The following is a 17,710-nucleotide window of genomic DNA, read 5'->3' on the forward strand; positions in this document are numbered from 1 at the left end:
GTCAGTCGGCCGCCATCGTCATGTGCTCGTCGCTGGCGATGCGCCCGTCGGCCATTGCGACACGGCGCTTGCAGCGGACAGCGAGGCGGTCTTCGTGGGTGACGAGGATCAGGGTCGTGCCCTTGCGGTCATGAACGGCAAACATCAGGTCCATGATCTTCTCGCCGGTTTCGCCATCCAGATTGCCGGTCGGCTCGTCGGCCAGAATCAGTTTTGGTTCCGGGCCCAGCGCGCGGGCCAGGGCGACACGCTGTTGTTCGCCGCCGGAAAGCTGCCCCGGGTAATGGCTATGCCGGTGCGAAAGCCCGACCTCGTCCAACGACGCGCGGGCGCGCTCGAACGGATTATCGAGATCGGCCAGTTCCAGCGGCAGTGCGACATTTTCAAGCGCCGTCATATTCGGGATCAGGTGAAAGTCCTGAAACACGATGCCGATGTTTTCGCCACGCAATCTGGCCAGCGCATCTTCGCTCAGGCCTTCGAAGGATACGCCGCCGACCGCGACGCGGCCTGCGGTTGCGCGTTCAAGCCCGGCGATGATCATCAGCAAGGACGTCTTGCCGGATCCGGACGGGCCGACGATGCCCAGTGTCTCACCGCCGTTCACGGCAAGGTCGATGCCGCGCAGAATCTCGACCGGACCGGCGTCGCTCGACAGGGTCAGTTCGACGTTCTCTAGCTTGATGAGGGGAGCGGACATGCTTTCTTCGTTCATTTGTCGACGGCCCTGCCTATATGTTACGGATGACGGTCATCGGACCAACCCCATCGAAACCGGTTCCATCAGGACCAATCAAGGGCATTCACTGGATATGTGGCTTAGACGCGCAATTGCAACAACCCTGCTCAGTTTCGCCGTGGCGGGCCTGTTTTCGCCGGCCCCGCTCAGGGCCGATGGGGCGCTTGCCCTGGTCGTTATCGGCGACAGCCTGTCCGCCGGCTATGGGTTGCCCGGCAAGGACGCCTTTCCGGTCAAACTGGAAACGGCACTGAAGACCAGGGGATATCAGGTATCGGTCGAAAACGCCGGCGTTTCCGGCGACACTACGGCCGGTGGCCGGGCACGGCTGGCATGGGCCATCGGCAGCAACCCTGGCGCGGTTATTCTTGAGCTCGGGGCAAACGATGCACTGCGCGGTCTGGAGCCGGAGAAGGCTTATGCAAATCTTGCGGCCATGCTGGACGAACTTGCGCAAAAGAAAATCCCTGTACTGCTCGCCGGCATGAAGGCACCACCAAATATGGGTGACGAATACGCCAGTGAATTCGATGCCATCTTTATGCGCCTCGACAAGGCATACGATATAATTCTTTACCCGTTCTTTCTGGCCGGTGTGGCTGGTGACCCGTCACTCAACCAGGACGACGGCATACACCCCACTGCGCGGGGCGTCGATGTGATCGTCGAGAACATCGTGCCGTATGTCGAGCGGTTGCTTGAGCAGGCGGCCGCAGCAGCGGGGCGTAGCTGAATGACTGAATTTCCGGTTGCTTACAGCGAGGCCCCGGATGCGGCGGCGGTTGCCGGCGAACTGGCGGCGGGTCTCGGCGGCGGTCTCGGTGGTGGTCTCGGGCTGCTGTATCTGACGGATATCTACGCCGAAGATTTTGCGGCCATCGTCTCCACGCTCAAGGCCAAGACCGGAATCGAGACCTGGGTCGGCACACTCGGCCTCGGCGTGATCGCCAATGCGCGCGCGGCCTTTGACAGGCCGGCGGCGGCGGCGATGATCCTCGATATCGGTTCCGAGGCTTACCGTATGATTGGTCGCACCCCAATCCCCGACCGCTGGCCGGATGAGTTGATACGCTGGGCGGAAACCGTCAACCCGACATGCGCGCTGGTCCATGCCGACGGCACGACACCGGGTCTCGCGAACCTGATTGAAACACTTGCCCAGCGCTCAGGCGCGTACCTCGTCGGCGGGCTGACATGCTCCAGAACCGTGCAGCATCAACTCGCAGGGGATCTCGGCGCCGGGGGTGTTTCGGGTCTGCTGTTCTCGCCTGACGTGCCGGTGACGGTCGGTCTGACCCAGGGCTGCAGCCCGCTTGGGCCGAGCCACGAGGTGACGGCGGGTGAAGGGAACATCATCATTGAAATCGACGGGCGACCTGCGCTCGAGGTGTTCAAGGAAGATATCGGCGAAATGCTGGCACGCGACCTGCAACGGGTGGCGGGCTATGTCCATGTCGCTTTTCCGGTCTCCGGCGCCGATGCCAATGCGGATTATCTGGTCCGCAATCTGATGGCCATCGATGCTCAGAATAATTTATTGGGCGTAGCGACCGAGGTCGCACCGGGTGACAGGGTAATGTTCGTCAGGCGCGATCCGCAAAGTGCGCAAAAGGATCTGCAGCGCATGCTGAGCGACGTCAAAAAGCGGCTGCCGGGTCCTGCCCGCGGTGCAGTATATATCTCGTGTGTGGCGCGCGGCCCCGCCATGTTCGGCAGCGAATCGGCGGAAGCCGAAATGATCTCGGCCGGTCTCGGCGGCGTGCCGGTCATCGGATTTTATGCCGGCGGTGAAATATCGAACGACCGGCTGTACGGCTATACAGGCGTTTTGCTGAGCTTTGGCTGAAGCCGCTGGAAAGCAACCGCGCTCTCCTTGACTCCCGTCCGGCCTGCCCCCCACATTTGCGGACGTAAACGCCGCCGTGCTCGCCTGAAAGGTTTCCCAAATGCAATACAACGAACTTGGACGTACCGGAATTTCCGTCAGCCGGATCTGCATGGGGACCATGACCTTCGGGGGGCAGAATACCGAGGCGGAAGCCTTTCGCATGATGGATATGTGCGCCGATCACGGGGTCAATTTTTACGACAGTGCGGAAATGTATGCATTTCCGGCCAACCCCAAGACACAGGGTCTGAGCGAGGAAATTCTCGGCAACTGGATCAAGGCGCGGGGAAACCGGGCGCAGATGATCGTCGCCACCAAAATCACCGGGCCCGGCGGGCGGTTTCAGCATATCCGGGGCGGCGATCTGAAATTTACAAAGCAACAGGTTGCGGATGCAGTGGACAACAGCCTGAAGCGTCTTGGGACTGATTATATCGATCTCTACCAGACCCACTGGCCGGAACGGGCGACCAATTTTTTTGCCAAACTCGGCTATGAACACGACCCCGAGGATACGGACTGGACACCGATAGACGAGGTCGTCGATGCCATGCAGGCGCAGATCGACGCCGGCAAAATACGCGCTTTCGGCGTTTCCAACGAAACGCCGTGGGGGGTCTTGAAACATCTTGAAGCGGCCGGTGTGCGGCCGTCGCGGATTGCCGCAATTCAAAATCCGTACAACTTGCTGAACCGGACCTTCGAGGTCGGCCTGGCGGAAATCGCCGTTCGCGAAGACGTCGGCCTGTTCGCCTACTCCCCCCTCGGCTTCGGGGCGTTGACGGGCAAGTATCTCGACGGCGCCTTGCCGGAAGGCAGCCGGTTGAAGCTGTTTCCCGATTTCAAGCGTCACTTCAAGCCGCGCGGCATCGAAGCCACGGCCCGGTATGTCGCTCTGGCACGCGAGCACGGGCTCGACCCCGCGGTCATGGCATTGGCGTTCGTGAACTCCAGGCCGTTCCTGACATCGAATATCATCGGCGCGACCAACGTCGATCAGCTTGCGGTCAACCTCGGTGCGGAAGATCTGCGGCTAAGCGCGGATGTGCTGGCCGGGATCGAGACCATCCATGCCGACATTCCGAATCCGGCCCCGTGACCCGCCATGCGCCTGTTTGTTGCCATACCCATACCCGACGACATCCGCCAACACCTGATGGCGGCGTCATCAGGTGTGCGCGGTGCGCGCTGGGTCCGTCCCGAAGGCATGCACATTACCCTGTTCTTTTGCGGTGAAACCGACCGTGCCCAGGCCAGTGATCTGGATGCGGAATTGTCGGATATCAACATGCCGCCGTTCGAACTCAGATGCGACGGTCTCGGATATTTTGAGCGCGGCTCGCGCATCAAATCGATCTGGGCCGGGATCGAAGGCAACACGACACTGGGCTATCTGCATGGCAGGGTAGAAAGCGCCGCCGTCAAGGCGGGGTTTGAGCGCGAAGCCCGGAAATACAAGCCGCACATTACGCTGGCGCGTCTCAAGCAAGCGCGTGCCGAGGATGTCGGTCAGTGGATCGAGGCGCATGACGCCCTCGCCACACCATCGTTTACGGTCGACAGGTTCACGCTTTATCGCTCACACCTCGCCCGCGAAGGCGCGATGTACGAGCCGATGGTGGATTATCTACTAAGCTGACGCGGACAGCAGTCGGGGCAGTTGCAACATGTCGGCGAACACCATATCGGCACCGGCCTTTCGCAATATTTTTTCATCAGATGGCACGCGGTGTGCGCCGCCGATGTAGCCCAGCGCCCGCATGCCGGCTCGCTTTGCCCCTTCGATGCCAAGCGGCGTATCCTCAATCACGATGCAGTCTTCCACGCCCGCGCTCATGCGTTCGGCGGCCATCAGGAACAGGTCCGGTGCCGGCTTCGGGTGTTTCACATCCAAGGCTGAAAACAGATACGGGTCCAGGTAGCCGATCAATCCCGTGGTCTCCAGATTGCGATGGATTTTTTCCGGGCTGCCGGAAGATGCGACGCACCGGGGGGTGCCATGCAGCCGTTCCAGTGTGGCCTGCATGCCGGGTGTCGGTTTGAGGTCGCGGGCAAAAGCCTCACTATCCCTTGCGCGCAAGGTTGCCTCGAAATCATCCGGCAGCTCAACGCCGTCCTCGGCGACCATTTTGATGACGCCGGGGATTGTGCGGCCGACGAACTTGGCGATGCATTCAGATGCGGTCAGTGGATAGCCATACCGACTGAGATGTGCGGCCAGCACCCGATTGGCGATGATCTCGCTGTCCACCAGCACGCCGTCGCAATCGAAGATGATCAGCATCGGTTAGGTTTCCTGTCCGGCCTCAAAGGGTATTCAGATGTTTCTTGCGAATGTCGGCGAGCAGGCCACGCGATGCCGCGTCGATCATATCGAAGACGTCAGCGAAGCCGTCCGGTCCGCCATAATAAGGATCGGGAACATCGGATCGCCCGACCTCGGGCGCGAAGCTCAAGAACAGTTTTACCCGTTCCTTGCCGGTTTCCGGACACTGTGCCAAAAGCCGTGTGATGTTCTGATCATCCATGCCGAGCACGTAGTGGAAATTGTTGAAATCGTCTGGATGAATCTGCCTGGCGCGAAGGTCGCTCAGATCGATGCCACGCCGTTCGGCTTCTGCGCACGCGCGTTCATCCGGCGGGCCGCCGATGTGCCAGTCGCTGGTGCCGCAGGAATCGGTCTGTATCCGATCGCTCAGACCTTCACGCCGAACCAGATCGCGGAACACGCCCTCGGCGGTGGGTGAGCGGCAGATATTGCCGAGACAGACGAAAAGCACACGGATCATTGTGATGGCTTCCATGGAATTGATTGGCAATGCGGACCGCCGGATTATCATGAAGGCGGGCGCCATGAGCAAGGCGGCTTGAAAGGATTTCTAAAATGAACGATGTCGATGCATCGGCCGCGATCGTTATTCTGACCGGTGCCGGCATTTCAAAGGAGTCAGGCCTCGACACGTTTCGCGATGCCGGCGGGATCTGGTCGACCGTTCGGATCGAGGATGTGGCAACGCCCGAAGCCTTTACCCGTGACCCGGTCCGGGTGCACGCGTTTTACAACGAGCGCCGCCGGTCGCTTCTGAATAGAAACGTTCAGCCCAATGCGGCGCATATGGCACTGCAACGTCTGGAAGCCGGCTGGCCCGGGGAGGTGCTGGTTGTGACGCAAAACATCGATGACCTGCATGAGCGGGCGGGCTCGAAGAACCTCGTTCATATGCATGGTGAACTGTTGAAGTCGCGCTGCACACGATGCGGCAACATCGCCGAATGCCGGGACGATCTTTCGGTCGATCTGCCCTGCCCGACCTGCGGCGAACTGGGCTGCCTGCGTCCGCACGTGGTTTGGTTTGGTGAAATGCCGTTGGAAATGGACCGTATTGAAGCGGCGTTGTCGCGGGCCGGGCTGTTTATTTCAATCGGCACGTCAGGCAATGTCTATCCAGCGGCGGGCTTCGTCGAGATCGTGCGGCAGTTTGCGCACGGGCATACGGTCGAGCTGAATCTGGAGCCTTCGAGCAGCGCCACGTCGTTTGCGGAAAAGAAATACGGCTTGGCCGCCGAGATCGTGCCGGCCTATGTGGACCGTCTGCTGAAGGCGGTTTAGTCGCGGGCGATGCGGACGCCGTCGAAACGGTCGAGGTTGTTGCGCTCCATCATGCCACGCAGGCGGGCGCCGTATTTTTCCGGGATTTCGGAATACGCGGTCAGGAAATTCGTCATTGTACGGCCGCTCGGCGGTTGGCCCTTGGCGCGCTGGTCGGCACGAGCCCGGCGGAACTTCGCATAGGCGTTATGTGTGTTCAGATTTTTCATGTAGGCGCGGACACTGGCGGCAATGTTCTTGAAGGTCATGACCTTGAAGCCTTCGGCGGCTTTTGGATCCATACCTTTGGCGTCCTTGTTGTAGGTGCGCATGCCGAAAAAGTTGTTGCCATGTCGCGCGAATCTCGATGTGCCCCAACCACTTTCCAAGGCCGCCTGTGCCAGGACCAGTGATGCCGGCACCACATCAACGCGTCGCAGCAGTTCTTTCACGTCACCGCTGTCGACGCCGTACTTTTCGAAAAGCTTTGCAGGGGCCTTGTCGGGGGCCGCTGTAATTTTTGCGCGTTCATCGCGAATGCGGTCATTTTCACGGGCGATATGCGGCAACATGATGCGAAAGAACGTCGCTTTCTTCTGGTCGATGTCACGGATGCGATCCAGATTGACGTCGAGGGTATCGATGAACAGTGCCGGGACAGCCTTGCGCAATGCAACATCATCAAGGGCGTAAACGAGACCGCTATGGATTTCCGTCGCCAGAAGCGGCGGCAGGGTTGCTATTTCCCGTTCCTCGTTGGGCTGTCTTGTATCGCCGGGTATATAGAGCGCAAAGGCAACGGCTGCGGCGCCGAGAACGGCGAGGACCGCATATGTCCTGGGGTGAGGCCTTGGTTCAGAGTGTGCGCGCATGATCCAATTTACGGGTTATTCGACACCTTTGGCATATGGTATAGAATTATCATGACACAACCTGCGGAAAATCTGGACACATTGCTGACACGGGTTCGGGCGTGCGACATTTGCCGTGATCATCTGCCGCTCGGGCCGCGTCCCGTGGTCAGGATCAGCGAAACGGCAAAAATTCTGATTATCGGCCAGGCCCCCGGCACCAAAGTCCATGAGACGGGGGTTCCCTGGGATGATCCCTCCGGCGAGCGGTTGCGCGGCTGGCTGGCACTCGATGTGGATAGATTCTATGACACATCGAAAATCGCCATCATGCCGACCGGGTTCTGCTATCCGGGCCGCGACCCCAAGGGCGGCGACCTGCCGCCACGCCCTGAATGCGCACCGGCCTGGCACGGACCGTTGCGGAAACATCTTAAGGCTGTTCAATTAACTTTGCTTGTTGGCATGCATGCGCAGGCCTTCTGCCTGGGCGACAAGCGCAAGCGGACCATGACGGAAACGGTTCGCGCCTGGCGGGAATACGCGCCGGATGTCCTCCCGATGCCGCATCCAAGCTGGCGGACAACCGCTTGGGCCAGGAAAAACCCCTGGTTTGAAGAGGAATTGGTGCCGGAAATTCGCCGACGCGTTAAGGTGTTGATTTTCTAGGGGTTTGGCCGGAAGTTCTTGACAGGCATTGGAAATAAGGTCATTCCTTCGATCTAAGAATATAAGATCATATAATTGACCATCTTTGTATGGTGCGGCCCCGAACCAACGGGGTTCCTGAGTGTAACCGTCGGCAGGTATGAAACGGGGATTCATGCATACCATTACCGACAACGACTTGTTCCACCGGTTGGCCTTTGATAATCCCTGGTGGGAATTCAAGGACTCGACCCGTGTCGCCTTTAAAAACCCGCCGAAACGGGCTTTTTTCCCTGCATTTTATGACCGTGTTGTGAACGCCGGTACCGGCAAGGTGGTTGTCCTTGCAGGGCCGCTCAGGGCCGGTAAAACCGTCATGATGCGCCAGATGGTGGCGCAGCTTGTCGAAAAAGGCGTGAAGCCGACCAGTATTCTGTATTGCTCGCTGACCACGCCTAGTTACACGGCTGCCGATCTTGCGATCCTGTTCGAAATGTTCTGCCGCCGCTACCGGCACGGACCGGATGCGGAAATCTATGTCTTCTTCGACGAGGTGCAGTACGCTCGGGATTGGGAAAAGCAGCTCCTGACACTGGCCAAAATGCGCCCGCGCGCCAAGATTGTCGGCACCGTTTCATCCGCAGCCCCCTCCATCGTCAGCGGCACCGAAGTCATGGATGGGAAGATGGAGATTTTCGTCCTGCCGCCACTGACGTTTCTGGAGTTTCTGCGGTTTCGCGGAACCGAGGAAAAGCTTTTCGCTGCGACCGCCAGTGACCCGCAAAAAGGCGGCATGGCGCTGGCGCCGAACGGGTTGCCGGCGCTGAATCAGGAATTTCACCGCTACGTCAATTTCGGCGGCTTCCTTGAGGGGATATTGAGCGGCAAGGATGGCGTTCCGGCACCGGCATTCATACGTGACGGCGTTGCCGACCGCGTGCTGCATAAGGATCTCGCGTCCCTTGCCGGGGTTAACGACCCGCAGGAACTGAACCGCTTGTTCGGGCTATTGGCCTTCAATACAGCACGTGAAGTGTCGATGGATGACCTTGCCAAGGCAACCGGGATCGCCAAGAACACGCTCAGGAAGTATCTCGATTATCTGGAGCAGGCGTTTCTAATCCGCCGCATCAACCGGGTCGACCGCGACGCCAAGAAGTTTCAGCGCCAGGTTTTCTTCAAGGTTTATCTGACCAGTCCGTCACTGTATGCGGCGCTGTTTGCGCCGGTGCCACCATCGGACCAGTTCTTCCAGCGTCTTGCCGAAACGGCGCTGATATCGCAGTGGCTCGGCTCGGCAGCGATTGAAAACCTCTATTATGCGAGCTGGCGCGGTGGCTCCGTCGATCTTTTGACGCTTCATCCGGAGACCGGCCAGCCGGACCATGTTTACGATCTCGACTGGCAGAACACTTATGTTCGGACCGACACACGGCCCGATCAGATGGTCAGCTTCGTGCGCGAGAATAATCCGAAAGCGACGACATATGTGCTGACAGGAAGCGTTGCACGAACGGCGGTTATGAAAGGCGTTGACCTGACGTTGGCGCCGGTCGCGCTTTATACGTACTGGATCGAACGCGATCCTACGCTGAAATCATTCCACGATTAGGCCGCTGTCATGGTGTGTCGGGGCTTAGCCCCGGGCGCGCTGGTCGCGAAGCGCACGAAGGATCGGTTCGAAAAAGATCGAGACCAGAATGCCGGCGATGCCGAAGCAGAGCAGCATGGCGCCGCTGCCTAGGGCTTGTATAGATCCGTTGTGAAAGAAAATACCGACGCAGACAGCGCCGCCAATGACAGAGAATCCCGATAAAAAATAGAGCACAACTTTCAGAGCAGCCATATCCGCCCCCCTTATTCATATGGTTAACGCCACCATGAAGAAAATAGGTTCATCGGTCAACTTATAACGCTAAATAGCCCGGAATACCGGGCTATTTAGGCGCTGTGAGCGTCGTGGGATGTATTAAGATTGCTTGCGGCCGAGTAGACGCAGACGCAACGCATTCAGGCGGATAAAGCCCTGCGCATCGCGCTGGTCATAGACGTCGTCTTCCTCGAAGGTCACCATCGCCTCGTCATACAGTGAATTCGGCGACTTGCGTCCGGTGATGATGACGTTGCCCTTATAGAGCTTGAGCCGCACGGTCCCGGTAACGCGTTCGGACGCCTTGTCGATGGCGGCCTGCAGCATTTCGCGCTCGGGGGCGAACCAGAAGCCGTTATACAGCAGTTCCGCATAACGCGGCATTATCTCGTCCTTGGTGTGCATGGCGCCCTTCTCAAGGGTGATGCTTTCCATGGCGCGGTGCGCATGGAACAGCACCGTGCCGCCGGGTGTTTCATAAACGCCGCGGGACTTCATGCCGATAAAGCGGTTTTCGACGATGTCGATGCAGCCGACGCCGTTGCGCCCACCCATCTCATTGAGCTTGGTCAACAAGGTTGCCGGGCTCATCTTTTCACCGTTGATGGCAATGGGATCGCCACGCTCGAAATCGATGGTAATTTCTTCCGGCTTATCCGGCGCCGCCATCGGCGTCACCATGCGCGACAAGATATGATCGTAATCCGGCTCAATCCAAGGATCCTCGAGGATTTTACCTTCCGACGAAATATGCAGAAGGTTGGCGTCCTGGCTGAAAGGCGCTTCGCCGCGCTTGTCCTTGGGAACCGGAATCTGATTTTGCTCAGCATATTCGATCAGCTTTGTGCGGCTCGTCAGATCCCATTCGCGCCACGGCGCGATGATTTTTATATTGGGCTCCAGCGCATAATAGCCAAGCTCGAAACGGACCTGGTCATTGCCTTTGCCAGTTGCGCCGTGCGAGACGGCGTCGGCACCGGTTTCACGTGCAATTTCGATCTGGCGTTTGGCAATCAGCGGCCGTGCAATGGAGGTACCGAGCAGGTACGTCCCTTCATAGAGCGCACCGGAGCGAAACATCGGGAACACGTAATCGCGGACGAATTCCTCGCGCAGGTCTTCGACATAGATTTCCTTGATGCCGAGCATTTCGGCTTTCTTGCGCGCCGGTTCGACCTCTTCACCCTGGCCGAGGTCGGCGGTGAAGGTGACGACTTCGCAATTATAGGTGTCCTTGAGCCATTTCAGGATGACCGAGGTATCGAGACCGCCCGAGTATGCGAGGACTACTTTTTTGACGTCGTTGCTCATGCGTGTGCGCTTTCAAAATCTGAATGTGGTGAAGCGCGCGCAGTATATTGATCCCGTCCGCTTCGTAAAGGCGGATCGGGGCGGAAAAGGAAAACCCACTATCAGGCGAACGCGTAGACAGCCATCACCCGGTCGATGACCTCGTCGACCATCTGCCGCTGCGCGTCGCCCATGTAATCGAGATCACGCTCGGTCAGGCCGAACGACAGCAGTATTTGTTCGCGCTCAGGCGCGATTAGGGAAAGCGGTTCGTCGTCGGGTAACGCCGGTATGCCGGACATTGCAGCCTTGGCGGCCTTGTCGCTTCCGCACAGGCCCTCAACCAGGGCTTCGAACGTCATGGGATCCAGTAACACGGGACTTCTCCTTCGCTCTGAAAGATAAGCTATTGAAGACCGGGCACTGTTTAGAAAAGCTTAAGTTGCAGGGAAGGTATTTTGCTCAGGAAATGGTGATTTCGGAACCGATATCGTAAAACGCGATGTAGCCGCTGATTTCGGCGACACCGAGAAGTGGTGCCGGATAGGACCATGCGATATTTTCAGCGCCTGTATTACCCGTCTTGAGGTGGAAGTACTCGGCCTTGCCCTTGTGCGGGCAAATGGTCGTTTTATCAGAGGGCTGCAAAAGCGCCATTTTAACGTCCAGGCGCGGAAAATAATACCGCGGCGGATATCCCGGTTCGTGCAAAACGACGGGCGCAGAGCTTTCCGCCAGCAGGGTGCCTCCGAAATGAACGGAGACAGGCGCCGGGCTGATGGTGACGTTAATGGCGATATTTTTCGGGCTTCTGTGAGGCAAGGGCGATTTCGACTTCAAAACAGCTTATGACCCACAAGACATACGCCGAATCCTTGAAATATTCAAAAATTGCGTATGTAAATTGCCTAAGAGGCGGCAGAAATTACCCGGTCGATTCTTCCTTTTCAGCCTCATTTTTGCGGTCGGGCTCATGAGAATTGTCGAGTTCCTGCATCAGCAAAACGCCGGCGCCGAGACCGTTCGGTGCGGCACGGACCTCGTCGGCCAGGCCGTCGGCCGGACTTGCTTTACTGTTTTTATCGTCATCAAGCGTCCCCTCGGCGGCGAGGCGTTGCTGAATTTCCAACGCAATCATCTTTTCGATTTTGTTGCGCTGCTCAGGCGACATGTTTTCAAGATCACCCTCTGTAAGCCCCATGGAGGCTAGGATTTTCTCGCGCAGTTCTTCCATTTTCTTGGCGTGGATTTCATCGGCATAGGCGCCGAAACCCTTGTCGCGGATATCATCGAGTGTGCGCCGGAAATCGCTTTTCCAGGCAGGCTCCTGATCGATCGGGGCCTTCTTGCTGCCGCTCATCGCCGGCATGGAGGTTGCGCCATAGGCATTTACATTGTCTGAATTGTCGAACATGGGATCTTAGCTCCTCTGTCTCTCCCCTGGAATTTGAGAAAAGAGAAGCAAGAGCGGGGCCAAAATTCCGGTTCAGGCGGTTTCAGCGCGATCTGAAAATTTTCGCGCCCGCTCGGAGGCCGATTTCAACTGTCCGCATGCGGCCATGATATCGCGGCCGCGCGGCGTGCGGACAGGCGAGGAATAGCCCGCATCGTTGACGATTTGCGCAAATTTGTGAATGCGGTTGTTGGACGAGCATTCGTAAACCGTCCCTGGCCAAGGGTTGAACGGGATCAGATTGATTTTTGCCGGAATGCCCCGGACCAGTCGGACCAGTTCATGGGCGTCTGCATCGCTGTCGTTGACGCCCGCCAGCATGACATATTCGAACGTGATGCGCCGGGCATTCGACGAGGTCGGATAACGGCGGCAGGCATCCAGCAGTTCGGCAATCGGCCACTTCTTGTTGATCGGCACCAGCTCGTCGCGCAGGTCATCGCGCACGGCATGCAGGCTGATCGCGAGGTTCACGCCAAGTTCAGCGCCGCAGCGCTCGATCTCCGGTACGATGCCGGATGTCGATAGCGTGATACGGCGCTTGGAAAGCGCGATGCCGTCACCGTCCATGACGATGGTCAGGGCCTTGGCCACGTTCTCGTAATTGAACAGCGGTTCACCCATGCCCATCATGACGATGTTCGAAAGCTGGCGGCTGCCGTCGCTGGGCGACGGCCATTCGCCATAGCTGTCGCGCGCGGCCATGAACTGACCGACGATCTCGCCCGCCGTCAGGTTGCGCACCATCGGTTGCGTACCGGTGTGGCAGAACTTGCAGGCCAGCGTGCAGCCGACCTGGCTCGAGACGCAGACCGCGCCGCGGTCTTCCTCGGGAATGTGGACGGTTTCGACTTCTTTGCCGTCGGCAAGCCTGAACAGCCATTTCCGCGTTCCGTCGCTTGACGTCTGTTCGGTTGCAATGCCGGGCCGTGTCACCTTGTGGGTCTCGGCGATCTTGGCGCGAAAGTCCTTGGACAGCGTCGTCATTTCAGCGAAATCGGTTGCACCCTGATGATAGATCCAGTGCCACAGCTGCTTGGCACGGAACGGTTTCTCGCCAAGGCGCGTCAATTCGTCCGCCAGTTCGTCGCGGCTCAACCCGACCAGTTCGGTGCGGGGATCGTCAGGCGTGTTTATCAGTGTGCTCATGGGCGCGGGGTGTACACCCAAATCGGCTCAGCGCCAAGGGGGCAGGTGAGCGGCGCGGGCTTGGCGGCAGGTGGGGAATGCTCTAAAGCCATACTATGGCCGTATCCGGGAACGAGCGTTCGGGGAAAGGGAAGGCGCTGATCCTGTTGGCGTTGGCCGAAGTGTTGGCGTTGTCGCTTTGGTTTTCGGCCAGCGCCGTGGTCCCGGCCCTGAAGCTCGAGGCCGGCATTTCGGATACGCAAGCATCCCTATACACCAGCGCCGTTTCCATCGGCTTCGTTGGCGGAACGCTGTTAAGCGCGGTGCTGGTGCTGGCGGACCGCGTGCCGCCGATCCGGCTGTTTGCGCTGTCCGCACTCGCCGCTGCCGTGTTCAATGCGGGTATTCTGTTTCTGGATCCGTCATCGTTTTCGGTGATCGTGCTGCGGTTTCTGACAGGTGTCTGCATGGCCGGAGTATATCCGGTCGGGATGAAGCTCGCGTCATCCTGGGCCCGGCGCGATCACAGGAACGATACGGGATTTTTGGTCGGGCTTCTGGTGGGCGCGCTGACACTGGGTTCGGCATTGCCGTATCTGTTCAACGTCGCCGGCGGCGTCGACTGGCACTTCACCATTGCCGCGGCCTCCATGGCAGCGGTGCTGGCGGCGCTGCTGATATTGCAAAGCACCCCGGGGCCGGGGCTGGCCCCGGCGGCACCGTTCAATCCGGCAGCCATGCTGGATGCCTGGCGCAATCGCCCGCTGCGTCTCGCCAATCTCGGGTACTTCGGGCACATGTGGGAGCTGTATGCCATGTGGGGCTGGATCGGGTTTTACCTGAGCGCCAGCTTTACCGAGAGCGGCTTGCCCGAGCCGGTGTTCTGGGCCGGTGCGGCGACGTTCCTGGTTATTGCCGCAGGGGGTGGCGGGTCGATGGTGGGCGGATTGTTCGCCGACCGGATGGGGCGAACGACACTGACAATCGGCGCCATGACGATCAGCGGACTGTGTGCCGCAAGCGCGGGATTTCTGTTCGGCGGTATCCCGTTGGCGATGGTCGCGTTGTGCCTTGTCTGGGGGGCGACGGTGGTCGCCGATTCGGCGCAGTTTTCGTCCTGTGTGATTGAGCTCGCCGACCCCCGCTACGTCGGCACCATGCTGACGGTGCAGACCTGCATCGGATTTTCCCTGACGCTTCTGACGATCCACGCCTTGCCGGTATTTGCGGGACACTTCGGCTGGCAATGGGCGATGGCCCCGCTCGCCATCGGCCCGGCACTCGGTGTCGTCGCCATGGCTTTGTTGCGCGCGGACCCGGCCAGCAGCAAACTCGCGGGCGGACGCCGCTAGTTACCCGGTCGCCAGCAACGCCACACCCGTCACAATCACAACGGCCCAGCCGAGGCGGCGCTTCAGATCGCCTTCGTGCAGCAAGATGCTGCCCATGAGCACCGTCAGTAAGACGCTGCTTTCGCGCAACGGGGCGACATAGACAACGGGGGTGAGGGTCATCGCATACAGCACCAGAATATACGCCAACGGGCTGATCGCGGCGACGACGAAGATCGCCAGTTTCTGTTCTTTCCAGAAGGTTCTGACGGTCTGTAGTCGGCGCAGACCGATCGGTGCCAGAAACAGCGCGCGGCAGATCAGCCCGGTGATTTCCAGCACCAGCGGTGAAATCATGATCGTCGACACGGCGTGCGCGTCCCAGACCGTATAGCAACCGATGAACGTGCCCGACCCGATCCCGAACAGCAGAGATGTGCGAAAGTTGTCCGGGCGTTTGGAAAAGCCGCCGGTCAGACTGACAACGCCGATAATGATAATAACGGCGCCGACGGCCAGTTGTACTGAGATGGCTTCGCCCAGAATCAGGACGGCCATGGATACCGAAAGCAGGGGGCCGGTGGCGCGCGCCGTCGGATAGACCAGCGACAGGTCGCCGCTGCGGTAGCCGGCCTGCAACAGCAGGAAGTATCCAAGGTGAATGATCGCGCTGCCGACGACGAAGCCCAACTCGAGCCACCCGAAGGTGGGTTTTTCCATGACGAAGACGAAAATCGCCACCGGCATGTAAATGATGCTGGAGACGACGGCAAACATCCACGCCAACTCGGCACCGCCGTTCAGGCGTTTGACGAAAAAATTCCAGGTGGCGTGGCAAAAGGCGGCGGCAAGGACAAGAAGGAATGCAGTGACGGTCATAGGGGTTCCCGCAGTTGGTTGTTAAAAGGCATGCAACAGCACGCCTCTCCAACCCCTCTAGAATTTTCGTCCTCGGGTGTCTGCCGTACACGGCTCATGACGGCGCTCGGTCCAGGCTTGGCGCATTCAACATGTGCGCAACGGAACCCTAGCCGCACTTGGATAGGCGGATTCAGTATAGGCTTTTATCTGAACTGGTAAAGTTCGCGGGGTCTTTTAAATGTCCGGCGCATCGATGCCGTTCTGGCGGCATGCGGCGACGAGGGTGTTCCTGAGCAGACATGCAATCGTCATCGGCCCGACCCCGCCGGGTACCGGCGTGATCGCGGATGCCGCCGTGGCGGCCGCGGCGAAATCGACATCGCCGACCAGCTTGGTATTGCCTTCGCCCTTTTCCGGCGCCGGTACGCGGTTGATACCGACATCGATGACGACGGCGCCAGGTTTGATCCAGTCACCCTGTACCATTTCCGGACGGCCGACGGCGGCGACCAGAATATCGGCTTCGCGGCAACGTGCCGCAAGATCCTCGGTCCGGGAATGGGCAATGGACACGGTGCAGCTTTCGGCCAGCAAAAGAGCGGCCATCGGTTTGCCGACGATGTTGGAACGGCCCAATACAAGGGCGCGCTTACCGGACAGCTTGCCTTTGAAGTGATCCCTCAACATCAGCAGGCAGCCGTATGGCGTGCATGGCACCAGGGTTTCCTGGCCGGTCCATAAGCGGCCGACGTTGATGACGTGAAACCCGTCGACGTCCTTGTCCGGGTCGATCGTCGCCAGGACCTTGCTTTCGTCGATGTGGTCCGGCAGCGGCAGTTGTACCAGAATGCCGTTGCAGCCGGGATCGGCGTTCAGTTTTTCGATCAGCGTTAAAAGCTCGGTTTCGGGTGTCGCGGCATCGAGGCGATGCGTGACCGACGTCATCCCCGCTTCTTCGGTCTGTGTGCCCTTATTGCGGACATAGACCTGACTAGCCGGGTCTTCACCGACCAGAATGACGGTCAGGCAGGGCTTGATGCCATGGCCGGCGGTCAAGACCGCGACTTCCTTGGCAACCTGCTGGCGCAGGCCGGCGGCGAAGGCCTTGCCGTCAATGATGGTGGCGTCGCTCATGTGTAAATTCCCCTCAACTTTTTTCGATACCGTGCAGCAGCGGGACGAGCCGCTGCATAAGTTCGTCGCCGTCGCCGGCAATCAGCAGTGTCTTGTTGCGGTCCGTCGCGCCCTGCACGATTTCAAGGTCCGACTTTCTGAGCCGCCATGCTTTCGCCAGAAGTTTGATAACCGAAGCATTGGCGTTACCTTTCTCGGGAACGGCGGTGACGGCAATCTTGAGTGCGCCTTTTCCTTGTCCGTCGGCGACCACGCTGCCAATGGCGTCACGTGAAGCCTTGGGCGTGACGCGCAGGCGGACCTGAAGGCCGCGCGGGGTGGGCTGGAAAGGCGAGGTGGCGTCAGCCAATGCGGAGCGCGAGGCGGTATACGACATCCTTGGCGAACCACAACAGCAAGATCAGGATCACCGGCGAAATATCGACGCCGCCGAGGTCCGGCAGGAAGCGGCGGATCGGGCCCAGAAGCGGTTCCGTCAGACGCGTCACGACATCATAGATCAAACGAACGAACTGATTCGACAAGTTGATGACGTTGAAGGCGATCAGCCAGCTCATGATGACGCCGATGATCAGCACCCAGGTATAGAGCTCGATCAGGTGATAAATGAGGGCAAGGGCCGGGCCGATGATGACGTCCATGTACTTTCTCTCCGATGGGCGGGGCAATGCCCGCCAGAAACGACGCTAAAGGTAATTGCCTGTTCCGGATGGCGCAAGCGTCCAGCCGCCCGGTGCGTGCTCGGAGTAGAGATCGCCGGATGTCGCATAGCGTCTTGACAGAAATAGGCGCCGCGCCGCATATTCCGCGCCCGTCGGCGAGGCTATGACCCGCCGGGGAACTTGGTGCGGGGCCGTAGCTCAGTTGGGAGAGCGTCGCGTTCGCAATGCGAAGGTCAGGGGTTCGATTCCCCTCGGCTCCACCAATC

Annotated in this window: 22 protein-coding genes and 1 tRNA gene; 9 read left to right on the top strand and 14 right to left on the bottom strand. The window is 59.3% G+C overall.

All coding sequences use genetic code 11. The annotated features are described in order from the left end of the window. Position 1: 1 nt before the first annotated feature. Positions 2-700 (bottom strand): ATP-binding cassette domain-containing protein, encoded by a 699-nt coding sequence (locus tag L2D14_02785; protein WNK00360.1) that lies wholly within the window; start codon positions 698-700, stop codon positions 2-4. Between the two features lie 112 nt (positions 701-812). Here L2D14_02785 and L2D14_02790 point away from each other — a divergent pair, with 112 nt between their 5' ends. The 4 genes from L2D14_02790 to thpR all read left to right on the top strand — a co-directional run bounded on the left by L2D14_02790 (position 813) and on the right by thpR (position 4,266). Further along, positions 813-1,472, top strand: a complete 660-nt coding sequence (locus L2D14_02790) for an arylesterase (GenBank protein ID WNK00361.1) — start codon at positions 813-815, stop codon at positions 1,470-1,472. After that, positions 1,473-2,585, top strand: a complete 1,113-nt coding sequence (locus L2D14_02795; protein WNK00362.1) for an FIST N-terminal domain-containing protein — start codon at positions 1,473-1,475, stop codon at positions 2,583-2,585. Positions 2,586-2,685: 100 nt separating this feature from the next. Then, a complete protein-coding gene (locus L2D14_02800) occupies positions 2,686-3,726 on the top strand; it encodes an aldo/keto reductase (protein WNK00363.1) in 1,041 nt (346 codons plus the stop codon). 6 nt (positions 3,727-3,732) lie between these two features. Beyond that, on the top strand, positions 3,733-4,266 hold the full coding sequence (gene thpR, locus L2D14_02805; GenBank protein WNK00364.1) for an RNA 2',3'-cyclic phosphodiesterase: 534 nt from the start codon (positions 3,733-3,735) through the stop codon (positions 4,264-4,266). Here the strand turns inward: thpR and L2D14_02810 are convergent. Next, a complete protein-coding gene (locus L2D14_02810; protein ID WNK00365.1) occupies positions 4,258-4,911 on the bottom strand; it encodes an HAD family hydrolase in 654 nt (217 codons plus the stop codon). The genes thpR and L2D14_02810 overlap by 9 nt on opposite strands. A gap of 22 nt (positions 4,912-4,933) precedes the next feature. After that, positions 4,934-5,446: a low molecular weight protein-tyrosine-phosphatase gene (locus L2D14_02815; GenBank protein WNK00366.1), complete on the bottom strand. Its 513-nt coding sequence runs from the start codon at positions 5,444-5,446 to the stop codon at positions 4,934-4,936. A 65-nt stretch (positions 5,447-5,511) separates the two neighbouring features. Here L2D14_02815 and cobB point away from each other — a divergent pair, with 65 nt between their 5' ends. Continuing rightward, complete coding sequence (cobB, locus tag L2D14_02820) at positions 5,512-6,237, top strand: NAD-dependent protein deacylase (GenBank protein ID WNK00367.1); 726 nt, start codon at positions 5,512-5,514, stop codon at positions 6,235-6,237. Here cobB and L2D14_02825 read toward each other — a convergent pair. Continuing rightward, on the bottom strand, positions 6,234-7,088 hold the full coding sequence (locus L2D14_02825; GenBank protein WNK00368.1) for a glucosaminidase domain-containing protein: 855 nt from the start codon (positions 7,086-7,088) through the stop codon (positions 6,234-6,236). The genes cobB and L2D14_02825 overlap by 4 nt on opposite strands. A 51-nt stretch (positions 7,089-7,139) precedes the next feature. On the opposite strand from L2D14_02825, the gene L2D14_02830 reads away from it, so the two are divergent. Beyond that, entirely contained in the window at positions 7,140-7,736 is a 597-nt protein-coding gene (locus L2D14_02830; protein ID WNK00369.1) for a uracil-DNA glycosylase family protein, read from the top strand. A gap of 154 nt (positions 7,737-7,890) precedes the next feature. Further along, the gene (locus tag L2D14_02835; protein ID WNK00370.1) at positions 7,891-9,327 is read left to right on the top strand and encodes an ATP-binding protein; all 1,437 of its coding nucleotides are present in this window, start codon (positions 7,891-7,893) and stop codon (positions 9,325-9,327) included. Positions 9,328-9,351: 24 nt separating this feature from the next. On the opposite strand, the gene L2D14_02840 is transcribed toward L2D14_02835, so the two are convergent. From L2D14_02840 to rlmN, 6 genes are all read right to left on the bottom strand, one after another. Next, positions 9,352-9,561, bottom strand: coding sequence for a hypothetical protein (locus L2D14_02840; protein WNK00371.1), 210 nt, complete (start codon positions 9,559-9,561; stop codon positions 9,352-9,354). A 123-nt stretch (positions 9,562-9,684) separates the two neighbouring features. Then, positions 9,685-10,896 (bottom strand): argininosuccinate synthase, encoded by a 1,212-nt coding sequence (locus L2D14_02845; GenBank protein ID WNK00372.1) that lies wholly within the window; start codon positions 10,894-10,896, stop codon positions 9,685-9,687. Positions 10,897-10,997: 101 nt separating this feature from the next. Beyond that, positions 10,998-11,252 carry a hypothetical protein gene (locus tag L2D14_02850; GenBank protein ID WNK00373.1) on the bottom strand — a complete coding sequence of 85 codons (255 nt, stop codon included), beginning with the start codon at positions 11,250-11,252 and terminating at the stop codon, positions 10,998-11,000. Between the two features lie 85 nt (positions 11,253-11,337). Beyond that, positions 11,338-11,697: a DUF427 domain-containing protein gene (locus tag L2D14_02855; protein WNK00374.1), complete on the bottom strand. Its 360-nt coding sequence runs from the start codon at positions 11,695-11,697 to the stop codon at positions 11,338-11,340. 103 nt (positions 11,698-11,800) lie between these two features. Further along, entirely contained in the window at positions 11,801-12,289 is a 489-nt protein-coding gene (locus L2D14_02860; GenBank protein WNK00375.1) for a hypothetical protein, read from the bottom strand. Between the two features lie 72 nt (positions 12,290-12,361). Then, positions 12,362-13,477 carry a 23S rRNA (adenine(2503)-C(2))-methyltransferase RlmN gene (gene rlmN / locus L2D14_02865; GenBank protein WNK00376.1) on the bottom strand — a complete coding sequence of 372 codons (1,116 nt, stop codon included), beginning with the start codon at positions 13,475-13,477 and terminating at the stop codon, positions 12,362-12,364. Positions 13,478-13,572: 95 nt separating this feature from the next. Here rlmN and L2D14_02870 point away from each other — a divergent pair, with 95 nt between their 5' ends. After that, complete coding sequence (locus L2D14_02870) at positions 13,573-14,808, top strand: MFS transporter (GenBank protein WNK00377.1); 1,236 nt, start codon at positions 13,573-13,575, stop codon at positions 14,806-14,808. On the opposite strand, the gene L2D14_02875 is transcribed toward L2D14_02870, so the two are convergent. The 4 genes from L2D14_02875 to L2D14_02890 all read right to left on the bottom strand — a co-directional run bounded on the left by L2D14_02875 (position 14,809) and on the right by L2D14_02890 (position 17,423). Further along, positions 14,809-15,666 carry a DMT family transporter gene (locus L2D14_02875; GenBank protein ID WNK00378.1) on the bottom strand — a complete coding sequence of 286 codons (858 nt, stop codon included), beginning with the start codon at positions 15,664-15,666 and terminating at the stop codon, positions 14,809-14,811. Between the two features lie 216 nt (positions 15,667-15,882). Continuing rightward, positions 15,883-16,782, bottom strand: coding sequence for a bifunctional methylenetetrahydrofolate dehydrogenase/methenyltetrahydrofolate cyclohydrolase FolD (gene folD / locus L2D14_02880; protein WNK00379.1), 900 nt, complete (start codon positions 16,780-16,782; stop codon positions 15,883-15,885). 13 nt (positions 16,783-16,795) lie between these two features. Next, on the bottom strand, positions 16,796-17,158 hold the full coding sequence (locus L2D14_02885) for a DUF167 domain-containing protein (GenBank protein WNK00380.1): 363 nt from the start codon (positions 17,156-17,158) through the stop codon (positions 16,796-16,798). Next, complete coding sequence (locus L2D14_02890) at positions 17,124-17,423, bottom strand: YggT family protein (protein ID WNK00381.1); 300 nt, start codon at positions 17,421-17,423, stop codon at positions 17,124-17,126. Before L2D14_02890 ends, L2D14_02885 begins: the two co-directional genes overlap by 35 nt. A 208-nt stretch (positions 17,424-17,631) precedes the next feature. Here L2D14_02890 and L2D14_02895 point away from each other — a divergent pair. After that, a tRNA-Ala gene (locus L2D14_02895) sits at positions 17,632-17,707 on the top strand. Positions 17,708-17,710 lie beyond the last annotated feature (3 nt).

It is taken from the genome of Thalassospiraceae bacterium LMO-JJ14 (assembly GCA_021555105.2).
Taxonomy (GTDB): domain Bacteria; phylum Pseudomonadota; class Alphaproteobacteria; order Rhodospirillales; family Casp-alpha2; genus UBA4479.